The sequence below is a fragment of the Corynebacterium diphtheriae genome, from assembly GCF_001457455.1.
Taxonomy (GTDB): Bacteria; Actinomycetota; Actinomycetes; order Mycobacteriales; family Mycobacteriaceae; genus Corynebacterium; species Corynebacterium diphtheriae.
Genome location: NZ_LN831026.1, coordinates 1,753,119 through 1,773,466, shown reverse-complemented (window position 1 = coordinate 1,773,466; position 20,348 = coordinate 1,753,119). Strand labels below are relative to the sequence as shown.

Annotated in this window: 15 protein-coding genes and 3 pseudogenes; 8 read left to right on the top strand and 10 right to left on the bottom strand. The window is 52.1% G+C overall.

Annotation, left to right across the window (positions count from 1 at the left end; translation table 11 throughout):
* Window positions 1-331: 331 nt before the first annotated feature.
* Window positions 332-476, top strand: a pseudogene (locus AT687_RS13115) (sulfurtransferase TusA family protein); the annotation flags it as partial.
* Here the strand turns inward: AT687_RS13115 and AT687_RS08490 are convergent.
* Window positions 473-1,861: an FGGY family carbohydrate kinase gene (locus AT687_RS08490; protein ID WP_014310699.1), complete on the bottom strand. Its 1,389-nt coding sequence runs from the start codon at window positions 1,859-1,861 to the stop codon at window positions 473-475. The pseudogene AT687_RS13115 and the gene AT687_RS08490 overlap by 4 nt on opposite strands.
* Window positions 1,858-2,523: a YggS family pyridoxal phosphate-dependent enzyme gene (locus AT687_RS08485; RefSeq protein WP_014310698.1), complete on the bottom strand. Its 666-nt coding sequence runs from the start codon at window positions 2,521-2,523 to the stop codon at window positions 1,858-1,860. Before AT687_RS08485 ends, AT687_RS08490 begins: the two co-directional genes overlap by 4 nt.
* Here AT687_RS08485 and AT687_RS08480 point away from each other — a divergent pair, their 5' ends adjacent.
* Together AT687_RS08480 and AT687_RS13305 are read left to right on the top strand one after the other, a co-directional pair.
* Window positions 2,524-3,738: an alpha/beta fold hydrolase gene (locus tag AT687_RS08480; RefSeq protein ID WP_014307161.1), complete on the top strand. Its 1,215-nt coding sequence runs from the start codon at window positions 2,524-2,526 to the stop codon at window positions 3,736-3,738.
* A 13-nt stretch (window positions 3,739-3,751) separates the two neighbouring features.
* Entirely contained in the window at window positions 3,752-3,880 is a 129-nt protein-coding gene (locus AT687_RS13305) for a hypothetical protein (protein WP_003852383.1), read from the top strand.
* Here AT687_RS13305 and AT687_RS08475 read toward each other — a convergent pair.
* Genes AT687_RS08475 through AT687_RS08460 form a run of 4 tightly spaced genes read right to left on the bottom strand, consistent with a single transcriptional unit; the run spans window position 3,877 to window position 8,621 of the window.
* Entirely contained in the window at window positions 3,877-5,319 is a 1,443-nt protein-coding gene (locus AT687_RS08475; protein ID WP_014310697.1) for an ATP-binding cassette domain-containing protein, read from the bottom strand. The two genes, AT687_RS13305 and AT687_RS08475, sit on opposite strands and share 4 nt — an antisense overlap.
* Entirely contained in the window at window positions 5,316-6,137 is an 822-nt protein-coding gene (locus tag AT687_RS08470; protein WP_003852378.1) for an ABC transporter permease, read from the bottom strand. The genes AT687_RS08475 and AT687_RS08470 overlap by 4 nt, the downstream gene beginning before the upstream one ends.
* Before the next feature lie 3 nt (window positions 6,138-6,140).
* On the bottom strand, window positions 6,141-7,088 hold the full coding sequence (locus AT687_RS08465) for an ABC transporter permease (protein WP_003852375.1): 948 nt from the start codon (window positions 7,086-7,088) through the stop codon (window positions 6,141-6,143).
* 6 nt (window positions 7,089-7,094) lie between these two features.
* Window positions 7,095-8,621: an ABC transporter substrate-binding protein gene (locus tag AT687_RS08460; RefSeq protein ID WP_010935296.1), complete on the bottom strand. Its 1,527-nt coding sequence runs from the start codon at window positions 8,619-8,621 to the stop codon at window positions 7,095-7,097.
* A gap of 155 nt (window positions 8,622-8,776) precedes the next feature.
* On the opposite strand from AT687_RS08460, the pseudogene AT687_RS08455 reads away from it, so the two are divergent.
* Window positions 8,777-10,602: pseudogene (locus tag AT687_RS08455) on the top strand (BCCT family transporter).
* Here AT687_RS08455 and AT687_RS08450 read toward each other — a convergent pair.
* From AT687_RS08450 to AT687_RS08435, 4 genes are all read right to left on the bottom strand, one after another.
* A complete protein-coding gene (locus tag AT687_RS08450; RefSeq protein ID WP_014316958.1) occupies window positions 10,580-11,533 on the bottom strand; it encodes an LLM class flavin-dependent oxidoreductase in 954 nt (317 codons plus the stop codon). The pseudogene AT687_RS08455 and the gene AT687_RS08450 overlap by 23 nt on opposite strands.
* 9 nt (window positions 11,534-11,542) lie before the next feature.
* Window positions 11,543-12,847 (bottom strand): branched-chain amino acid transport system II carrier protein, encoded by a 1,305-nt coding sequence (gene brnQ / locus AT687_RS08445; protein WP_010935293.1) that lies wholly within the window; start codon window positions 12,845-12,847, stop codon window positions 11,543-11,545.
* Window positions 12,848-12,927: 80 nt separating this feature from the next.
* On the bottom strand, window positions 12,928-14,058 hold the full coding sequence (locus AT687_RS08440) for a MalY/PatB family protein (protein ID WP_014319238.1): 1,131 nt from the start codon (window positions 14,056-14,058) through the stop codon (window positions 12,928-12,930).
* Between the two features lie 18 nt (window positions 14,059-14,076).
* Window positions 14,077-15,936 carry an ABC transporter ATP-binding protein gene (locus AT687_RS08435; RefSeq protein WP_014302197.1) on the bottom strand — a complete coding sequence of 620 codons (1,860 nt, stop codon included), beginning with the start codon at window positions 15,934-15,936 and terminating at the stop codon, window positions 14,077-14,079.
* 100 nt (window positions 15,937-16,036) lie between these two features.
* Here AT687_RS08435 and AT687_RS08430 point away from each other — a divergent pair, with 100 nt between their 5' ends.
* From AT687_RS08430 to AT687_RS08415, 4 genes and pseudogenes are all read left to right on the top strand, one after another.
* Window positions 16,037-16,552 (top strand): hypothetical protein, encoded by a 516-nt coding sequence (locus AT687_RS08430; RefSeq protein ID WP_014307155.1) that lies wholly within the window; start codon window positions 16,037-16,039, stop codon window positions 16,550-16,552.
* 179 nt (window positions 16,553-16,731) lie between these two features.
* Window positions 16,732-17,889 (top strand): HNH endonuclease signature motif containing protein, encoded by a 1,158-nt coding sequence (locus AT687_RS08425; RefSeq protein ID WP_014319237.1) that lies wholly within the window; start codon window positions 16,732-16,734, stop codon window positions 17,887-17,889.
* A 255-nt stretch (window positions 17,890-18,144) separates the two neighbouring features.
* Window positions 18,145-18,729, top strand: coding sequence for a DUF3558 family protein (locus AT687_RS08420; RefSeq protein WP_041740539.1), 585 nt, complete (start codon window positions 18,145-18,147; stop codon window positions 18,727-18,729).
* Window positions 18,730-20,331 (top strand): annotated as a pseudogene (locus AT687_RS08415) (hypothetical protein). It abuts the gene before it with no gap.
* Window positions 20,332-20,348: the final 17 nt, after the last annotated feature.

The following is a 20,348-nucleotide window of genomic DNA, read 5'->3' as shown; positions in this document are numbered from 1 at the left end:
TGACTTGTTCGATGTGCTGGCCGCAGCCGGCCCATGTGGTTTTGTTGCAAGCGGTGCAGCGAACTGGACGACACATATGAGGTTCTCCTTGGGGTTTAAACAACTGATAGTAGATACCCTATGGGGTATTACTTAAAAAGTAAACCCCTATAGACTGATGGGTCTGTGGTGTGGTGAAACGCCTCCACAACAAAGGATCACATCATGATAATTACGGGGCTAGCCCTCGGTTCTGCGCGACATCGTGTTCGCCTGCGGCTGCGCGGTGGGCAACGGCATGGCTCAAACCCGAAAAAGCAACCCGTGGCACCTCTTGGTTTGAGCGTTCCCAGACCAGCTCGATTCGGGGGAGAAACTCGTCATCGATTTCGACTGCACCCAAGCTACTGAGACCATTCCGCGATGGGCTGCAGACGAAGGCCACGATGTGGCAGACTTCCACTGCTGGCTGGCAAATTACCGTGGTGAAAAGCTAATAGCTCAGTGCCGCTGCGAACCGGAATAGTTCTAGGTGCTTCGCTATGAGCGGCTCAAATGAAGCTACAACTTCTGGCTCGGGTTCGATCTCTACGATCGCCCGAGCCGCAAGCGTAGGAAGATACTCGCCAGATGTTGCATACGCAGCAAGAGAAGCAGCACCATGCAACGCAGCATCCTCTGAAACAGTGACGTGAATGTTGCGGTTGGTCACGCTGGCCAAGATACGCATCCATGGAACCGATCGGGCACCACCGCCTGTTGCTGGCAAAATTCCACCAGGTTTGATGTCATGAGCCAAGGTCATACAAATGCCCTCGATAACAGCGGTGTAAAGAGTAAGCGGATCCTGGTTACCACGCATACCTAAGATGCAACCGCCAACGCTGTGGCTGCGAACGGGAAAGCTTTCTCCTTGGATGGATGGCAACGATAACAACCCAGTGGCGAGTCGTGGGCGCTGCAACATGAGTGCGTCGGCTTCCTTCGCGCTTACTCCAGGCAAGAGAACTGAACGCGCCCAGTCGGCTGTGCCACCCACGCTAAGTACTGAGGCTATACGCAAAATTCCGCCGTCAGGCAGCGCAAACTGTCTGACTTCTGAAGGATCGGACACCGTAGACACCACCCGAGCATGCCACCCAGATGTGCCAAGTGACACGAAGTCGTCTCCTGCTCCTAAGCCCACGATTCCGCAGGTGGTTGAGGCGGCATCGCCGAGTGAGAGCACCACTTTGGTGCCGGCAGGTAGCCCCAAGCAATTATCGGCGCCCACGGTATCTAAGAACCCGCTCGCAATAGTGGGCAGCATGTCCATGCGCAATCCGCAGGCCTGAACAATATCATCTGACCAGCAGCGATGGTGAATATCAAAAAGACCAGTACTCGACGCAGTGGTTTCGTCGCACACCAGACCACACTCGAGTTGACTCACCACAAAGGACGCCGGTGAAAACAACACCGAGGCAACATCTGATACATCCGATTGCTCCATCAGACGCAACCACATTGCCGCCGTCGACGTGGCAGTTTGTCGATTCCCCGTAATGTCTTTCCATTCAGGTACCACTGTGTTCAGTCGTGCTGCTTCAGCGGCAGCGCGAGCATCGTTGTAAAGAAGGGCTTGACCAAGGGGTCTGCCTGCGCGATCCAAGCAAATAAGATCTTGCATTTGACCAGTAAAACTGACTACGGTGTAGCTGCGTGGCAACCGAGTGACTGCTTGACGTGCCGCTGAAACCCACTGCATGGGGTCTTGTTCCACGCCGCCATTGGGAAGCTTGGTGGTGGAGTAGGGCACGAATGTTTGTTCATGCACAGCTCCAGCCGAATCGATGATGGCAGCTTTTGCTCCGGAAGTTCCAAGGTCAATGGCAAGAATCATAAAAATAATGCGCTTCCTACTCGAACAGAAGTGGCACCTTCTTCGATGGCCCACTCGAAATCGCCCGACATGCCCATGGATAGTTCACCGTGGGGGAGGAGGGCGTCGCGAAGCTCTCTTAGCTCGCTAAACGACGCTCTGACAACGCGCTCGTCGGGATCGTTGCGCGCCATCGTCATCAGCCCACGCACGTGTAGATGTGAAAACTGCGACAGCTCAGCCAAAAATGGCTCGACTTCGCCTGGCGCAATGCCACCTTTTTGTTCCTCATGAGAGGTATTTACCTGTACAAACACATCGAGTTGGTGGTCAAGCCGCTGATCCAGTGCCTGCGCTAGCCGCAGCGAATCCAACGCATGAAACTCCTGTGCGTAGCGAACAATATCTTTTGCCTTATTACGCTGCAGCCGACCAATAGCGCACCAATAGGCGTTGGGGATCGCTTGGGCTTTTTCCACCAGCTCTTGGGACCTATTTTCGCCAAACACCGTCACTCCCGCATCCATGGCTTCCTGAACTGCCGCAACCGGATGGTTTTTACTCACTGCGATGAGGCGAATATCGCTGGGTTGACGCCCAGAACGCTGAGCTGCTGCGGCGATTTTTTCAGAAACGATCTGGTAGCGGGTGCGAAAATCGGACATGAATCCTACGATACACATATGAACACACGGACTTCGCGCTATCTGGGCCTGACAATTCACGAGCACACCCTTGGGCATATCTTTGCCAGAGAACTTGTCCCCGATGGTGGAGAAGACTGGCCAGCGATGGTGTATTTCCAAGGCGGCCCAGGATTTGGGGCACCGCGGCCGCAATCGATCGACGGAGTGATCGGGCAAGCACTCAAAACGCATCGTGTGATTTTGCTCGATCAACGCGGTACTGGCCGTTCGCAGCCTATCGACGTACCTCTCGCACAGCTACGCCAAGAATATATTGTGCACGACGCAGAGGAATTACGAAAAGCCTTAGGCTTTGAGAAGTGGTCCCTCTACGGACAAAGTTTTGGTGGTTTTTGCATCACTGCTTATCAATCTATGTACCCAGAATCGGTCACCGAGGCTTATATCACCGGTGGGTTACCCAGCCTTGACCGCCATGTGGACGACGTCTATCGAGCAACTTTTAGCAAGTTGTTGTACCGGCACCGCCAGTTTTATACCCAGTTCCCGTGGATAGAAGATAAGATCCGCGAGGTATGCCACCACCTTGATGTTTCCGAGGAATTGTTGCCCACAGGGGAGCGGTTGTCGTCGAGACGCTTGCGCACCATTGGTATCGATCTTGGTCGCAGTAGTGGTTTCTACTCGCTGGCCTATTTATTTGAAGATCCCTTTGTAAACATCCACGGCGAAAAACGACTTCGCCCCGATTTCCTGGTTGACGTGGGACAGCGCGTCAGTTTTGCGGACGCACCACTTTATGCTGCGATCCATGAATCTATCTACGGTGGAATCGGCGGAACAACCACTAACTGGTCGGCACATCGTATCCGCGAAGAATTCCCTGGGTGCGAAGAAAACGCAGATCCAAGATCCGCAGAACCTTTCTACCTCACGGGCGAGCACATCTTCCCTTGGCAGTTTGACGAAGACCCAGCCCTGCAGCCCTACAAGGCTGCCGCTGAGCAGCTCGCCACTACTCAGTGGGCGCATTCTCCTTATGATGCCGAGGTCTTAAAAGAACAAGCTGCGGTAACAGCTGCGTGCGTGTACCTAGATGATGCTTTTGTTCCTTTCGAACTATCCATGGATACCGCACACACCTACCGCGACCTGCGTCTTCACGTAACTAACCGCTTCCAGCATGACGGAATCCGATGGGATGGCGCTGGAATTTTAAGCACGCTACGCGACAAGGTTTTAGACCACTAGTAAAGTAACACCCATGAACAAAGTGGTTCTTAGCGGCGCAGAGCGCCAAGAGTTCGAGGAACTAGTGGAGCTGTTTCATGTAGAGCGCACCGAAGAGCATCTGTTAGATGATTCGGTGCTGCTGTACATCACATCTTCTTAAAGGCTAGGGATCGCCTCGATGAGTGCCTTTGTGTACTCGTGTTGAGGATTGTTAAACACATCCTCGGTGGGGCCGTATTCTACGATTTTTCCTTCTCGCATGACTGCAACGGTGGTGCAAAGGGATCGCACCACGTGCAGGTCGTGCGAGACAAAAAGCATGGTGAGCTGGCGTTCGCTGACCAAACGGTCGAGGAGGGCTAGCACTTTGGCTCGCACGGAAACATCGAGTGCTGAGACGGGTTCGTCGGCAAGCAAAATGTCGGGGGAGGACACGAGTGCACGCGCAATGGAGATACGTTGGCGCTGGCCGCCGGAAAACTCATGAGGCAAACGATTCATCATGCCTGCATCGAGCCCCACTTCTTCGAGCGCACGTTCCACAGCCTTGAGGTCCCGATGCCCTAGTGGCTCGGATACGATGTCGGCGATGGACATGTGGGGGTCGAGGGATTGCATGGGGTCTTGGAAGACAATGCGCATAGATCCTTCAGTGTTAATGTGTCCGCTGGTAGGAGAGCTAAGCCCTGAGATCATTTTCAGCAGGGTGGTTTTTCCGGAGCCGGAGCCACCAACGATTCCGAGGCGTTCGCCACGGTGAACTGTAAGAGTCACATCTTCGACCGCTGTGGTGCCGCGATACTTTTTGGTCACATTGTCGATGTGCAGCACTTCGTCGTCACTAAGCGCTACCTGGGGTGCAGGAGCTAGTGTCGATGCTTGGACGAGCATGGTGGTGTAGTCTTCACGCGGGTTTTTCAATACGTCTTCAACCGTGCCCGATTCAATAATGTGCCCCTCGCGCATGACGAGTACGCGTTCACAGGTGCGTGCCACAAGACCTAGGTCGTGGGTGATAAATAGCAATCCGGTGCCGCGTTCGGCGACGAGTCGCAAAATGAGATCCACGATTGCTTTTTGGGAAGTCACATCCAAGGCTGTGGTGGGCTCGTCGCAAATGAGCAAATCAGGATCGTGGGCGAGCGCCATGGCAATGAGCACGCGTTGGCGTTGCCCGCCGGAAAGCTCGTGTGGGTAGCGCGATCGCAGCTCGGGATCAAGTTCAACACTGTGCAGCAAAGCGTCCGCCTTTTTGCGGGCTTGAGCACGAGATACTGAGGAGTGAATCCTGATGGCGTGACTGATCTGGGTTCCCACTTTCATCAGCGGATCGAGCGCCGTCATGGGTTCTTGGAACACCATGGAGATGCGCTTTCCACGCAGGGCACACATTTGTTTTTCGCTGAGCCCTTGGATGTCAGCACCATCGAATACAATGCTGCCGCTTGAGGGAATTAACCGCAGGATAGACATCGCGGTGATGGTTTTACCCGAGCCAGATTCCCCGATCAGGCCGACGCGTTCGCCGCGTTCGATAGACAGAGATAGGGCTTGGACAACGTCCATGATCTGAACGTTGGACATGTTCAGCAAGGTCATGAGTTGCGCCTCCTTGTGCGGGGATCGACGAGGTCACGTAGGCCGTCGCCAAGCAAGTTGAATCCGAGAACCGTCAGGGCGATAGCCATGCCAGGAAAGACTGCAAGTAGCGGGGCAGTAGCTAGCGACGACTGCGCCGACTGCAGCATGCGACCCCAGCTAGGATCCGGTGGGGGAGTACCGAGGCCGAGGAAGCTCAGACCAGCCTCAGCCAAAATAGCCAGTGCAAAGGCAACAGAAGCCTGCACGATAACCACGCCCATGATGTTAGGCAACACGTGGCGACGCGCAATGGTCAACCAGCCTTGTTCGGCGTTTCGGGCGGCCAGAATGTAATCCTGCGACATGACCTGCATGGTCGCCGCCCGCGACATACGCGCGAAGGTGGGAATACTAGCAACACCAATGGCAGCCATCGCGGTGACGGAGCTTGCGCCAAACATCGCGGTAGCAACAATCGCCATGAGTAGCCCCGGGAAAGCTAGAACGATGTCGGAAAAACGCATGATGATGGTATCAACGAGGCCACGACGCATGCCGGCCCACATACCGAGCGGCGTTCCAATGAGTGAGGCTACGGCAACAGCAACCACGCCGACGAGCAGCGTAATGCGCGATCCCACCATGATTTGAGAAAATACGTCGCGGCCGTAGCGGTCAGTGCCTAAAAGATGGCGTATCGACGGCCCCTGCAGGCGGTCATCGGCGATCACATGCAGGGGATCATAGGGCGTCCAGACCAAGGACACGAGAGCGAGAAGTGCTACGGCGATCACAATCGATGCGCCGATTTTTCCGCCTATAGAAAGATGACGCATTTCTTATGCCTCCCGACGAATACGCGGATCGATGATCACATACAACAGGTCCACGATCGCATTGATAACTACAGCGATAACTACCAAGAGCATCACAATCGTTTGAACCGTAGGCAGGTCACGATTGCTGACCGCAGACAACAACATGGAACCCAAACCAGGAATGACAAAAACCTTCTCAATAACCACTGCGCCGACCAACAAGGTGGCCAGCTGCACACCCGTAACCGTGAGTACTGGCAGCGCTGCGTTGCGTACGCCGTGACGTCGCAACGCCTGACCCATGCTGAGCCCTTGGGCGCGTGCAGTACGCATGAAATCAGCATTCATAACTTCCAATGCCGCCGATCGCACATAGCGGCTCATAATCGCAGCCTGCACGATACCCAGCGAAAACACCGGAAGAATCAGCCGAGACGCAAACCCAGAAAAATCAGAAGACGGAACAACCCAACCATTCGCGGGGAACCAACCAAGGTGTACCGAAAACACCGTGATCAGCAAGATCGCAGCCAAGAAACTAGGGATCGCAATACCGATTTGGCCAAGTGCGGCAATAATCACGCCATCTGCCTTATCAGCACGGCGAGCGGCCCACAACCCTAGCGGAACCGCAAGGCACAAAGCCGTGGTCATGCCCAAACCGACCAAGATCAGGCTGACCATGAGCTTGTCCACAACCTCGGTGGAAATATCAGTAGAGCTGAGCAACGACGAACCAAAATCTCCGCGGAGCATATTGCCCACCCACGAAAAATACTGCTCCACAATAGGGCGATCTAAGCCCATGGAAGAACTAAGCTGTGCAACCGCCTCTGGCGTAGCTGTGACGCCTAACGCCACCTCGGCAGGATTGCCTGGCACGATCCGAAGCGCAAAAAAGATCAGAATGCTAGCGGCGATCAGTGTGGTTACGTATTTCACCGCACCGCGTGCAAGAGTAAGAAGCATGATCGGCTAGTCCTCCGAGCGGGAAATGTTGGACACAACGAGGCCATCAGCGACCAAGTTGGTGGGAACTCCAGAAACATCAGGTTGGGTGACCACGATATTAGGCAGGTTAAACAGGGTATCTGCACCAGCTTGATCCATAATTCGGTTGACTACCTTCTTCATGGTCGATACATAGGAGTCTGCGTCACCGGAGTCAGCCTGGGCTAAAAGCTCTCGAACTTGTTCATCATCAAAACCCAAATAGTAATCGGGGTTACCAAACAAATTCGGAATATCGCGGGCCTCAACGTGCGCCACAACGGACATGTCATAATCCTTGGCCTTATAAACCTTGGACAACCATACGGAAGGAAACTCCGTGGATTCCAATCGAACATCGAATCCGATGTCGCGTAGCTGAGAAAGCACGATTTCCGACGCCGAATTTGCGTAGGGCAAAGACGGTACCGAAATAGTAATCGGAGTACCTACCGCACCAGCTTCGCGCATGAGCTCGCGAGCCTTTTCTAGATCATATGGGTACCGATTCATTTCTTGGTACCACGGATCTGTAGGAGGAACCGGCTGGCCACCGGTGTCAGTTCCGTAGCCCTCCCACGTGGTGTTAATAATGTCTTGGCGGTTTACTCCATACATGACTGCCTGGCGCACGCGAACGTCATTAAAAGGTGCACGGTTGTTATTCATACTGAGCACCACTTCGCCATTAGTGGAACCAACATGAACTTTTAGGTCACCACGAGAAGTTATCGACTCTAAAAGCTCCGGATTTTGTAGACCAATCGCTGCATCAATATCTCCCGAACGCACAGCATTTGTTAGCGCGATGGCATCCCCAAAATAGCGGAACACTACGCGGTCATTGCGTGTTTGTTCACCCCAATAATCAGGGCGTGCAGCTAACGATAGGGAAGTGCCAACTGCCCATTTATCTACAACGTAGGGGCCAGTGCCTACTGGTTTCGTTGCTAGCTCCGACACACCGTTGGGAGTCATCATCGCGCCAACGAGTGTTCCCATGGACCACAGCCACGTATTGGAACGAGCCTTCAACGTCACTTTTAACGTGTGGTGGTCGATGGCTTCGGTGCTTTCCACCTTGGCCATTTGTTTTTTCAATCCGTTCGTCCATGCGTCGGATTTAACTGCGTCGATGGAAAACTTTGCGGTTTCTGCCGTGAAAGCGTCGCCATTAGAGAACGTCACGCCGTCGCGAAGCCGGAAAATATACTCCTTGCCATCCGGTGAGACGGTCCAGCTCTGCGCCAACCACGGGACGATGGTGCCATCTTGTTGGATTCGCACCAAACCTTCGTACACGTTGCCCATGAGTGCTTGGGGGATTGCCGCGCCCGACACCGTGGTGAAGTCGAGAGAAGCAGGTGGTGCCGTTAGTCCGAGAGACACAGCCTTGGCAGAAGTGGAGATGTGATGTGCTTGAGATGAAGTCGATCCGGCCGAGCATCCGCTCAGCCCTACAATGCCGGCTAGCGCCAATGTTGCTACCGCGCTCCGGGAGAAGGAAGTCATAAAAACACAGGGTAGCCGGTGGTATGTTCGGGGTTGAAACTGCACTGAACGTGATCTTAGGCTGATCCCTAAATTGGGGGGATAGCCGATATTTATATGTCTGAAAACCAAGCAGAAATGGGTATCCTACGCAACGTTTTATTAGGGTTTTTATCATGTCCGACCCGATAGTCGCAGAACCTGTTTCTGCCAAAAGACCTTTTTTAGGTCTTAAAACAGACCCGTTCATTTTCCTTAGTTCACTTGGATTCGTGATCCTTTTCGTCGTGGCCACGATCCTTCTTGGTGAAAAAGCCAGCAGCGCCTTCACCACCATTGCACAAGGCCTGCTCAAAAACACCGGTTGGCTATATGTCGGCGGTGTGAGCTTCATGTTCATCTTCCTCATCGCAATTTTCATTTCCCGCTACGGGCGCTTGCGTCTAGGTGATGACGACGACGAACCAGAGCACGGCCTCATCGCATGGTTCTGCATGCTATTCGCAGGCGGCATCGGCGCCGTGCTGATGTTCTGGGGAGTCGCGGAGCCACTCAACCACTCCGTCAACGTTCCGCAGCAAGATGCCGAGCCGATGAGCGAACAAGCCATCACTGAAGCATTTGCTTACACCTTCTACCACTTCGGTATCCACATGTGGGCGATTGTCGCCCTGCCAGGTTTGGCACTGGGATACTTCATTTATAAACGTAAGCTGCCGCCACGTGTGAGCTCTGTATTTGCCCCGATCCTTGGATCAGAATCTACTCATTGCCAGGCAAGCTTATCGACGCCCTCTCGATCATCGCCACCACCTTCGGTATCGCCGTTTCGGTCGGTTTGGGCGTATTGCAGATCAACTCCGGGTTGAAACGCTTGTGGGGCGTACCCGAGGTGAGCTGGGTTCAGCTCGCCATCATTTTGGTCATTACCGTTATCGCTTGCATCTCCGTGGCCTCCGGTTTGGAAAAAGGCATCAAGCTGCTGTCCAACATCAACATCGGACTCGCAGTGCTACTGATGATCTTTGTGCTTGTCACTGGTCCAACGTTGACGCTTTTGCGTTTTACCACCGAAGCTTTTGGCATTTACGCTGACTGGCTGCCAAGCCTCATGTTCTGGACTGACTCCTATGGGGATAACCCAGGCTGGCAGGGCAAATGGACCGTGTTCTACTGGGCATGGACGATCTGCTGGTCGCCTTACGTGGGCATGTTTGTGGCTCGCATCTCTCGCGGTCGTACAGTCCGCGAATACATTGGTGGCGTGTTGGCACTCCCTGCGATTTTCTCCGTTATCTGGTTCGCGATCTTTGGCCGTGCAGGTATCGAAATTGAGCTCAACAGCCCAGGCAAGCTCACAGGCCCTATCGTCCACGACGGCGATGTGCCATTCGCACTCTTTGGCTTCTTCCACGAGTATCCCCTGTCAGGACTAGTTTCCGCGCTCGCACTCCTTGTGGTGGTTATCTTCTTTATCACCTCAATCGACTCTGCCGGAATGGTCAATGACATGTTCTCCACCGGCGAAGAAGAAGTTTCACCCGTCGGTTACCGCGTGCTGTGGGTAGTAGCCATCGGCGCCGTCGCTGGTGCACTGCTTATCATTTCGCCGAACTCTGGCATCGCTACCTTGCAGGAAGTCGTCATCATTGTGGCGTTCCCGTTCTTCATTACTCAATTCGTCATGATGTACTCCCTGATCAAGGGCATGACCGACGACTCGGCAGCAGAACGACGCATCCAAACTCGCCAGTGGCAAAAGACCGACACTGCCGAAAAATTGGAAGCTCACGAAGCTATGCCAGCACCAGGCTACGATCTTGAAGGCAATGAACTTCCTGTAGTCGCCCTAGCTCACGACGAAGACGGCAACATCGTCATTCCTGGCAACGTAGTCATCGAAGGCGACCTAGGTGTGGTTGGCGACATGGTGGAAGAGGAAGAAGAACCAGGTTTTAAGATCGTGGAACAAACACGACCTAAGACACAAGAAGACTGGTAATTTCCACAGCCCGCATGGTGTCCTCCCACGAAGTGGATAACAAAGACACCATGAGCTCATCAGCCCCACAATGGCGCTGAAACTTGGTGAGGTAGTCACGTACTACCTCACCATTTCCTATTGCGGTGTATTTCAACATCTGGTCAATGCGCTGGCCTGCGACGGTATTCATCAAAATGTGGAGTTGGTCGTCGCTGAGATTTCTCCCCGCCCGAAGACGATGCCGTTTCACTTCCTCCAACTGTTCGTGTGCCTGCGATAATGTGTCTGCTGCAACGACGTTGACGGCCGCAATAACATAGGGTGCATCCAACTCTTGGGAGGGGACAAAATTGTCGCGGTATGTGCGAATTGCCTCGTCGAGGTGCGTCGGTGCGAAGTGGGAAGCAAAACCAAAAGGTAGACCAAGTTTTGCCGCCAGATGAGCACCGAAGAGTGAGGAGCCCAAAATATAGAGTGGGACGTTTGTTCCCGCGCCGGGGATCGCAGCAATGCTGGATGTGCCGTTGAGGTACTGATACAGCTCAACTACGTCTTCGGGGAAAGATTGTGCGGCGTGCGGGGAGCGTCGTAACGCTTGGGCTAGGGTGGTGTGATCCGTGCCAGGCGCGCGACCTAAGCCAAGATCGATGCGGCCTGGGTAGAGCTCTGCGAGCGTGCCGAATTGCTCAGCGATGGTGTAGGGGGAGTGGTTGGGGAGCATGACGCCGCCTGCGCCGAGTCGGATCGTAGATGTGTGAGCCCCCACGTGCGAGATGAGCACTGCGGGGGCGGAGGACGAAATCGTAGGCATGTTGTGATGCTCGGCGTACCACACACGCGAAAAACCTGCCGCCTCAGCTTGCTGTGCGAGGGCGACGGAGCGTTGGAAGCTGTCGCGTGGACGCTCGCCTTGGTAGATTGTGGCGAAGTCGATGAGCGACAGCTTCATGGGAGGATCCTAACTCTTGTAAGCGAGGGCCTTATCAATGCTCAGACCGAGAACGAAGCCGATCAAAGCGGGCCAGATCCACGAGAGGCTGATGTCATGGAATGGGGCCCATGCAAGGGTATCGCTTGCGATAACTGTAATTGCAGACCACAGCGTAACAGTCCATGCAGGAAGGCGAAAGCCCCAGAACAGGTTCAGGTTCTTAACAAGCATTTCGATCACTGTGATGGCGACGAGGGTGATCGCGATGGGGTAGATGAAGGTGATGACAGGCGCTGCCACTGCGAGGACCTTGGCTAGGCCCAAGCTGCCGACCGCGAAGGATATGAGTGCGAAGATGAACAGCCAGCCCTTGTAGGAAATACCTGGGATGAGGCGGTTGAAGAATTCGCTTGTCGACGCCAGCAAGCCGACTGCTGTGGTCATGCATGCGAGTAAGACGATCAGGCCGAAAATGACTTGGCCTGGGGTACCCATGGTCTGCTGTGATGCTGAGGAAAGCAATGCCGCGCCATCTGCAAAACCTTGACCGTTCGGAATGATGTGGCCCATGTAGCCTAAGCCGAGGTAGATAATGCCCAGCAGACCTGCGGCGATCAGTGATGCCTTGACGGCTGCACCAATGACTTGGCGCTCGTTGTTGCCGCCTTGGTAGCGCAGAGACGAGATCACTAAGATGCCGAAGACCAGTGCCGCGATGGAGTCCATGGTCATATAGCCTTCGAGCAGGCCGCTGGTGAGCGGAGCCTCGCGATAGGAATCGGTGGCAGGTGCTGCGGTGCCATTGAGTTTGAATACTGCCAAGGTGACCAAGATGACCAACAGGATGAGCAGTGCTGGGGTAAGGATTTTGCCCAGCTTATCGACGATTCCCGTTGGGTTAAGCGACAACAGTAACGCCACGGCGAAGAACAGAGCGTTGAATCCTACTGATGCTGCTGTGGATGGCTCCGACATCACTGGTTGGATGACTGTGGAGTAACTGACGGCGCCGGTACGTGGGATAGCGTAGAACGCACCGATGGACAGGTATGCGATGATTGCAAAAGAGAGATTGAACCATGAGCCGGCGCGGGATCCGAGATCACGGATGTCGTTTCCGGACAGCGTCATGGCAACAATGGTGATTGCTGGCAACGCGACACCGCCGAGGAGGAATCCGATAATAGCGGGGGTGAAGTTTTCTCCAGAGTTAGCGCCAAGCACTGGTGGGAAAATCAGGTTTCCGGCGCCAAAGAACATGGAGAACAGCATGAGTGCGGTGGCGATGATTGCGCCACCGGACAGCTTCTTCTCAGAGGTGGGAGAGGCCATGGTTATTCACAAACTTTCAAATACGGGTTAAAGCTTTCCCACAATATAACACTAAGTTCCCATAAGGTGAGATTCGGGGGTTATGTGTGATGGGACACGGCCTTTGCCATGCGGTCGATTGCCTCTTCTAGAACCTCTCGGGAGGTGGCAAAGTTGAGGCGACAAAACCCTGTGCCATCTTCGCCGAACCATGCACCATCATTCATTGCTACCTTGGCTTTTTCAATAAAGAATTCTGATGGTGATCCTTCAATGGTGGTATCTCTGAAGTCGATCCACATCAAGTAGGTAGCTTGCATTGGGGTGATCTTGGCCCCTGGGATTCTTTTCGGAATCTCATGGAGCAAGAAATCATGGTTGTTCTTGAGATAGGCCACTTCTTGATTAAGAAAATCTGTGCCGTATCGGTATGCGGCTTCTGCTGCGATGAGGCCGAGCGTAGAAGCACCATCTTTAATCACTGGACTGAGTTGCTGCCAATGCTCAGCATCGGAGGGGTTGCTGAATATGATTTGGGCACATTTGAGGCCGGCAATGTTCCATGCTTTGGATGGTGCCGTAATCGTAATGCACACGGACGCTGCTGTGTCGGATACTCCCGCGGCGACGGTGTGCTGCCCGTCGAAAACTAAGGGTGCGTGGATTTCGTCTACAAGTACGCGAGCATCGTAGCGGTGTGCAAGGTCGCAGAGTTCGTTGAGCCATTCAGGGGCGAAAACCATTCCGAGTGGGTTATATGGGTTGCACAGCAGAATGGAACGTGCACCAGCTTGGAAACCTTTTTCTACGTCGTGTAGGTCGATGCCTCCAGTGGCATCGATAAATATGCCTTCGCGTTGGGTGGCGGAGAGTAGATGAAAAAATGGCGGATAGGCGGGGGTCGGAACTATCACCTTGGATTGTGCAGGGGTGAAATGATCGATCGCTATATAGAGTCCGCGTACGACGTCAGGGATGGGAAATATCCATTCGGGGCGTGCTTGGTAGCCGTAGCGATCTGCATAGAATTCTGCGGTTGCTTGCGAAAGTAGGGAGCCATCGGGTGGATATCCGAAGGCTTCTCTTTGAACTGCGTCAGTTATGGCTTGGAGTACGGCGGGACAAGTAGAAAAATCGGATTCTGCTACCCACAGTGGTAGGACATCTTGTCCATACCGTGTCCATTTCATGGTGTTGCGAGCGCGGAGATCTTCAATTGATGGGAATTGCATCGGTTAGCCTTTCTTCGCTCATGAATGGAACCCAAAGCGTTTGAGTTGTTCTTTACTGTCATCGGAGGCGTTGGCAGTCAGTTTAAGGAGTTCCGCGTAAATTCCCCCTGAATGTGCGAGTTCTTGTGGCGAACCGATTTCATCGACTGCACCGTTTTTCAATGTGATAATTGTGTCGACATCCGCGATCGTTGAAAGACGGTGGGCAATGATAAGCGTTGTGCGCCCTCGCATGAGTTCTTCTAGGCCGGCTTGTACCGCGAGCTCAGATTTTGTGTCAAGCGCTGATGTTGCTTCGTCGAGTACAAGAATCGGTGCGTCTTTGAGCATTGCACGGGCAACTGAAACACGTTGTTTTTGCCCGCCAGATAGCCGCAAACCACGTTCGCCGATCAGGGTGTCGTATCCCTGTGGGAAGTTCACGATGAAGTCGTGAGCATTCGCCCGCTTGGCGACGGCGATGACTTCCTCCAAGGATGCATCTGGGCGTGCGTATGCGATGTTTTCCCGTACGGTGCCAGAGAACAAATTGGATTCTTGGAACACCACTCCGACGGTTGCCCTTAGATCTTCTGCTGAAATCTCGGACGCGTGTTGACCGCATACATTGAGTGCGCCGTGGGTTGGCTTATAAAGACCTAGTAGCAAATTAACTAGTGTAGATTTGCCACCGCCTGATTCTCCTACCAAGGCGATTTTTTGCCCAATATTTGCGTGGAATGACACATTGTGAAGTACTTCTTCGCCTTCGTTATAAGCAAATGAAACATTGCGGAAGTCGAAAGCGGGTTGTTCTGTTGCGGGCACAAGTGGCTCAGTAGGAGCAGTGTTGAGTTCGGGAAGACCTGTGGTGGCTGTAGCCGCAGAAATCTCTGGATTAACTGTTGGCTCAAGCTGTTGTTCCATTACTTCGAAGTAATCTTTCGAACCGGTAATAGCTCGTTGAGTTGTGTCGACCATCCAGCTCATCATTGTCATTGGTGTGCGCGCCATATTGACCAACTGAATAAGGAGGACCATATCGCCCAAAGTGAAATAACCGTGAAGAGTGCGATAGAAAAGTACCAGGTAGATAGCAAAGAATACGAGATTCATGCTGCCGGTGCGCAGCGTGTCCATGAAGTGCCAGAATCGAGATTGCTGGCGGGTGAAGGTTACTGTTTCTTCGTAGTGCTCACCAAAGGAACGTAGTTCTCTGGTTTCTGACACGAAGCTCTTGACGACCTTGACTTGGCTTACAACCTCAGCAAATCGACCTCCGGCTAAATCAATTTGCTCGTTCTTTTTCTCCTCTATGACTTGCCATTTCTTACTCGTTAGGGAAGTAAGCCACATATAAATAGGAATGATTGTTGCTAGAAGAACCGCCAAAGGCCAGTAATAGGTTGCAGCAATTCCCAAAACCGCGGCGACAGATATCAGCATCGGGAAAAAGTTATTGGCCATTGCTTGAAGTGCCTGCGTGATCGAAGTGATCGAGCGGTCTAAGCGGGCGATAATCGTTCCGGTAACTTGGTCATCAAAATACCGTTGCGGCATTCCTAGGAGTTGGGCGAAATACCGTGTTGAGAGAACTTGACGGAGCTTAGCTGCTAGCACGTCACCGACGTAACCGCCTATGTTGTTTAATATTGTGTTCGCAAGCTGTGCGACCAAGAGACCTAAAGATAGCCAGATGACCCTTTTTGTTGCGTTATCAATCGACATATTGCCATTGACGGCTTCTACGATGGTGTCGGTTGCATCTTTAATGATAAAGGGAGTGATCAGTGCTAAAACGGCTACCGTGATTGCAGAAAGCACCACGCCGACGTAAAACGGCCATAGAGCCGAAGCACTACGTAAGATCTTTGCTATAGATCGCACAGTTGAGTCCATCGCTTTCGATAGTTGAGAAGTCAGCAATTCCTAATGGTGCCACACATAGCTGTTGCGTAAAATTGAGCGAAGTCCGATTTCATTACCGATGAGGAAATTAATGATCATGCCCGTTTCACTTACACGTTTTACAGTAGGGGTAGTGCTATTCGCCTCTGTAACAGCACTAGTAGCTTGTAGTTCTGATAAATCAGACACCCCTAACGTGGCGGTGACGACGACTTCCGAGTCGGCGGCTGAGTTTAAAGAGAAAAACGTTAGCCCTGTCAAAGTCGAATTTATTAACGCCCCCGAAAAAGACCCCGGATTGAATGTTGAGTGGCAGATTCAGGGAACTGGTTACAACAACGAAGGCTCTGGGGCGGTCATATATGTTCGAATGAAAAATTTGAATGACGTAGCTATCCCCGCCGATGCTTTTGATGATCCTGTCCTCACCATTAACGGTACAGAGGCATCACGGGTTGAAGCCGGCACCGTTGACCTAGATCTTCCTTTAGGGCCCGGTGCAACTACAAATCTCCAATTCGCCTTTGATACTGGATACGGCAGTTTGAGCGATGCCAAGTTAGTCTTGGGAAATTGCATTTTTGAAGGAAATCTAAGCAACATTTAGAGCAGCCCCCTAAGTTTCTAGAGCTCTAATTATCGGAGACCCCTAGCGGGTCTCTTTTTGTGACACTAGCACAGTTCGAAAAAAATTGCGAATGATGCTTGTAAGGCTTGCGGTGAGGGGGTAAGATAAAAGTGTCCAAGGGGGGAAAATTAAGATAATTAGGCCATTGAGGAGAGGAAATGGCATTTTTTCGAAACTGCGATCCAGATGATCCGTTATGTATAGATGAATGTAGACTGCAGAAATTCGAATATTTGCGCTGGGTTCGTCTATTGCCTGGCGGTGATGAAGACGTGCTCTCATATTGTGCTTCCATTGGTGCGAGGCTGGGAAAGTCTGAGGGATATGTGTCACGGCGTATCGACGCCTTCTCCATGCTGTTGGAGCTATCCAAAGTGCATGAATTGCAGTTAAAAATGTGGCATTTAGACATCACGCGTTTGATGGTTATCGCGCAGGCATTGTCGGGAGTTGAAAAAGAAGTAATTGAGGAAATTGATGCACCTTTAGCAAGGTTCTTAACTCCCAAGCGTGATAATCAAAAAATGCCTGGACCAAAAGTGATTAAGAAATTTATTGTCGACTTATTGGTCAGGGTGGAAGATGCTGTAGAGGAAGTGGACTCACCCCAAGAATTAGCGATAGATTTTTATGATGCTGGAAACGGAAAAACGGGAATTAATGCGGTTGTAGATAATGCAACTGCTTCCATATTTCGAGATCAGTTAATGCGGTTGGCAAAAGCACATGAATGTGACGATTCTTCAGCTTTGTTATTGATGGCTACTCAAGAGGGAAAATCTTTAACTATCAACCTCTATAAAGGGGATAATTTTGGCGAACTCATGACAGCTGACGGGTATAGGTTGAGTAGAAAGTCAGTTGATCTTGTATTTCCCAATGCTTCACGACGATCTCTAGAAGGGGTCGAAAATGTGGAAACACGTGGATATAGCTTCACTCCATCGATGCGTGCGTATATCCAAGCTCGCGACGGTGTCTGCAGGTTTCCAGGATGCTCGATCCGTGCTGTTAACTGCGACATAGACCATGTTGAAGAGTACGGGCTAGGAGGAAAGACTACTGCTCGAAATGCTCAATGTTTGTGTCGAAGGCATCATAATCTGAAAACCTCTAAGGCTGTCGATTGTGAAATAAGCGGAGATGCATCGATATCGTGGATCCTTGAAGATGGTACGAAAGTAGTAACACTTCCGGAGGGGATATTTTCCGCGGACAGATTATTTGGCCAAACTTTTGCGCAAAGAGTTGTGGATAGGATTCGTCGTCGCAAGCTGCGTATGCGTAAAAATTCATGTGACGATGTGCCATTTTAGCGGGGGTGGCCCATATTCTACTGACCTTGGGTTTTGCTCATTTTGGGGTTAGACGAAAGATGGATGGGAACCTAGTTTTGGTCTCACAACGTCTAAACATTGTGAGTGCGACTGCAAGTTGTTTCCTTCACAGGTTGAGGAAACGGTGGCAGGCGTGCCGTTCAATTTCCATTTGTGGGTACGCCTCCGGCCTCCACGGCTAAGACAGGGACGGAGCCCGTCATGAGTTTTCTAAATCAAGGGGGATATAACCTCATGCGCCACCTCATCCGAGGAAAACATGCACAGTCGCACTCGAAACCAGCGGTGCTTTTCGCGCTGCTGGCCACGCTGGCCCTCGCAGGGTGCGAAGGGAGTTCGCCTTCGAGCTCGGCTCAAAGGACCTCAACCTCGTTGAGTCCTGAGTCTGCTGAAGCAACTTTCTTCAATCCCTGCGAGGTGCTCAGTGCGGAAGATTTTGCTGAAATGGGATTGGTTCGTACTAAGGATCCAATTGAGTACGACAAAAATAAACCGTTCACATTGGATTGTGCATTTGTCAGGCCTGGGAAGACAACAATTGACGGATATTATGTGATATCGACAGATACTCGTACGGTTGAGGGAATTGCTCCTAATGTGCGATTTATAGATGAGAAATTTCCAGTGGAAGTGCTTGGCTCATACTCGTACGAACGAATTCACGGAATGTTTAAAGCTGACTGTGAAGCGGCCATTGCGACACCAACCGGTCGTTTAGCTGTTTCTGCAAGTTCGTTAGTCACTGAAAAGACGGCCGAAGAGTTTTGTATAGAGGCAAACCAGATTTTATTTGATGTAAATAATAAAAAGGGGGAATAAATGTTGGTGCAAATTGACCAATCGATACTAAAAACTAATGTCGGAGCACTAGGAGAAATCCTTGATATAACGGCTTTAGGAGCTAAATCAGCGACTAAAACAACCCTAGACGGCCATTACTCCAGTATTTCTGGTTTTGATCAACTTGGTGCAAGTCACGGTGCTGTCATAAAGGGTGGGATTGGCTCAGCGATGAAGACCATGCAGCAGTTGACTGAGCAGGTTAACTGGCTGAAAGAGGCACTAAATTCGAGTCGATTGGCATTTTCATCGCAAAATAATTTTGTTTCTAGGGGGATGGATATTGCTGATGAGGGTGGCAATGTCGGCGGGGAAGAAGTAGTTTTCCCCAATCGTCCGGATGTTGTCTATGAGGATTTCTCTTTCCCTCAGCCGGTGGTACAGAAGGCTTCGTCAATCGATGAGCTTGCGGCTGCGTTTGCGTCGACAAATGATTCGGAGGTTGAAGAGGCTGTCGCGACCTGGAAGTCTTTGTCCGAGATGGCAACTGAAACTTCCCAGGATTTGCGCAATGTGGCAGCTGAAGTCGGAGAGCATAATCATGGAGCTGTCTTTGATAAGGCGGTGGAAAGAATCGGTGAGATTGCAGCGAATGCGGAATCCTTCGCGGCTAATGCCTCCACTATGGCTAACCATGTCGGTTTGATGTCGCAACTAAAAACTATGCGAATGTCGGATGTGTTGTCGGCGCAACAAGCGCTAAGCAAAATTGAGGATCCGATGGAGCGCAAGGTTCTTGAAGAAGAGTTTCTTTCGCGGCTGCAATCAGCGATCCAGTCAGATGTTGGACAAAGCGTTCCAACGATCCGGAACTTAGTAACAATGCGTTCTACCGGCGGTAATTCGGGGCAAAGCATTGCAACGGGTATGGAAACTATCGCGGGTAACGGAAAATTTTCTCATGCGGCGCTTAGCTCAGCGTCTGGTGCTACTTTGCAACCTGCAACAATGGGGCAACATCCTGATAACTTAGGCGACTTTGCTGCGGTCAATAGTAGAGCCGGTCAGTCGATTGATCCTTTTAGCTTGTCAACACAGCAGGCTGGTTGGACAAGCCCTGATTTCCAACCGAGCGCTGGAGGATCTTCTGGTTTGAATCCGATAAAAGCTCCGCTCAACAGTGCTCATTCAAGCATGCCTGCATCAGCGGGTACGTTTGGTGCACCTGCATCCGCGCAGCGGGTATCCACACACCCCAGTTCTGCTACTGGGTTGGGCGTTACTCCGATTGGACCGCGAGCAACAGCGATGGCAACGCATCCAAGTGCTAACTCTAAACTCCACAATACTGGTCTAAACGGTACCCCTAAGATAGGTGGTTCCAGTATTGCGCAATCGGGTGCGTCGCCGCAGTCAGGTGTGTCGCGTTCTGCTTCGCTCGGTGCTGGTGGCACGCAGTCTGCTCATAGTGCACGTATGTCTCCGATGATGGGTGCCCCGATGGGGGCAGCTGGTTCAAAGAAGTGAGGAAAAACTAAGAGCGTGACCAGCAGTGTTGAGGAAGACAACAACATTGCGGCGCTGTTAGGAGAGTCTCCCGCCGTGGTTCCTGGCGTCATCGGAAGCTGGGTGCGCGGATAACCGTTAAGGTTATCTGT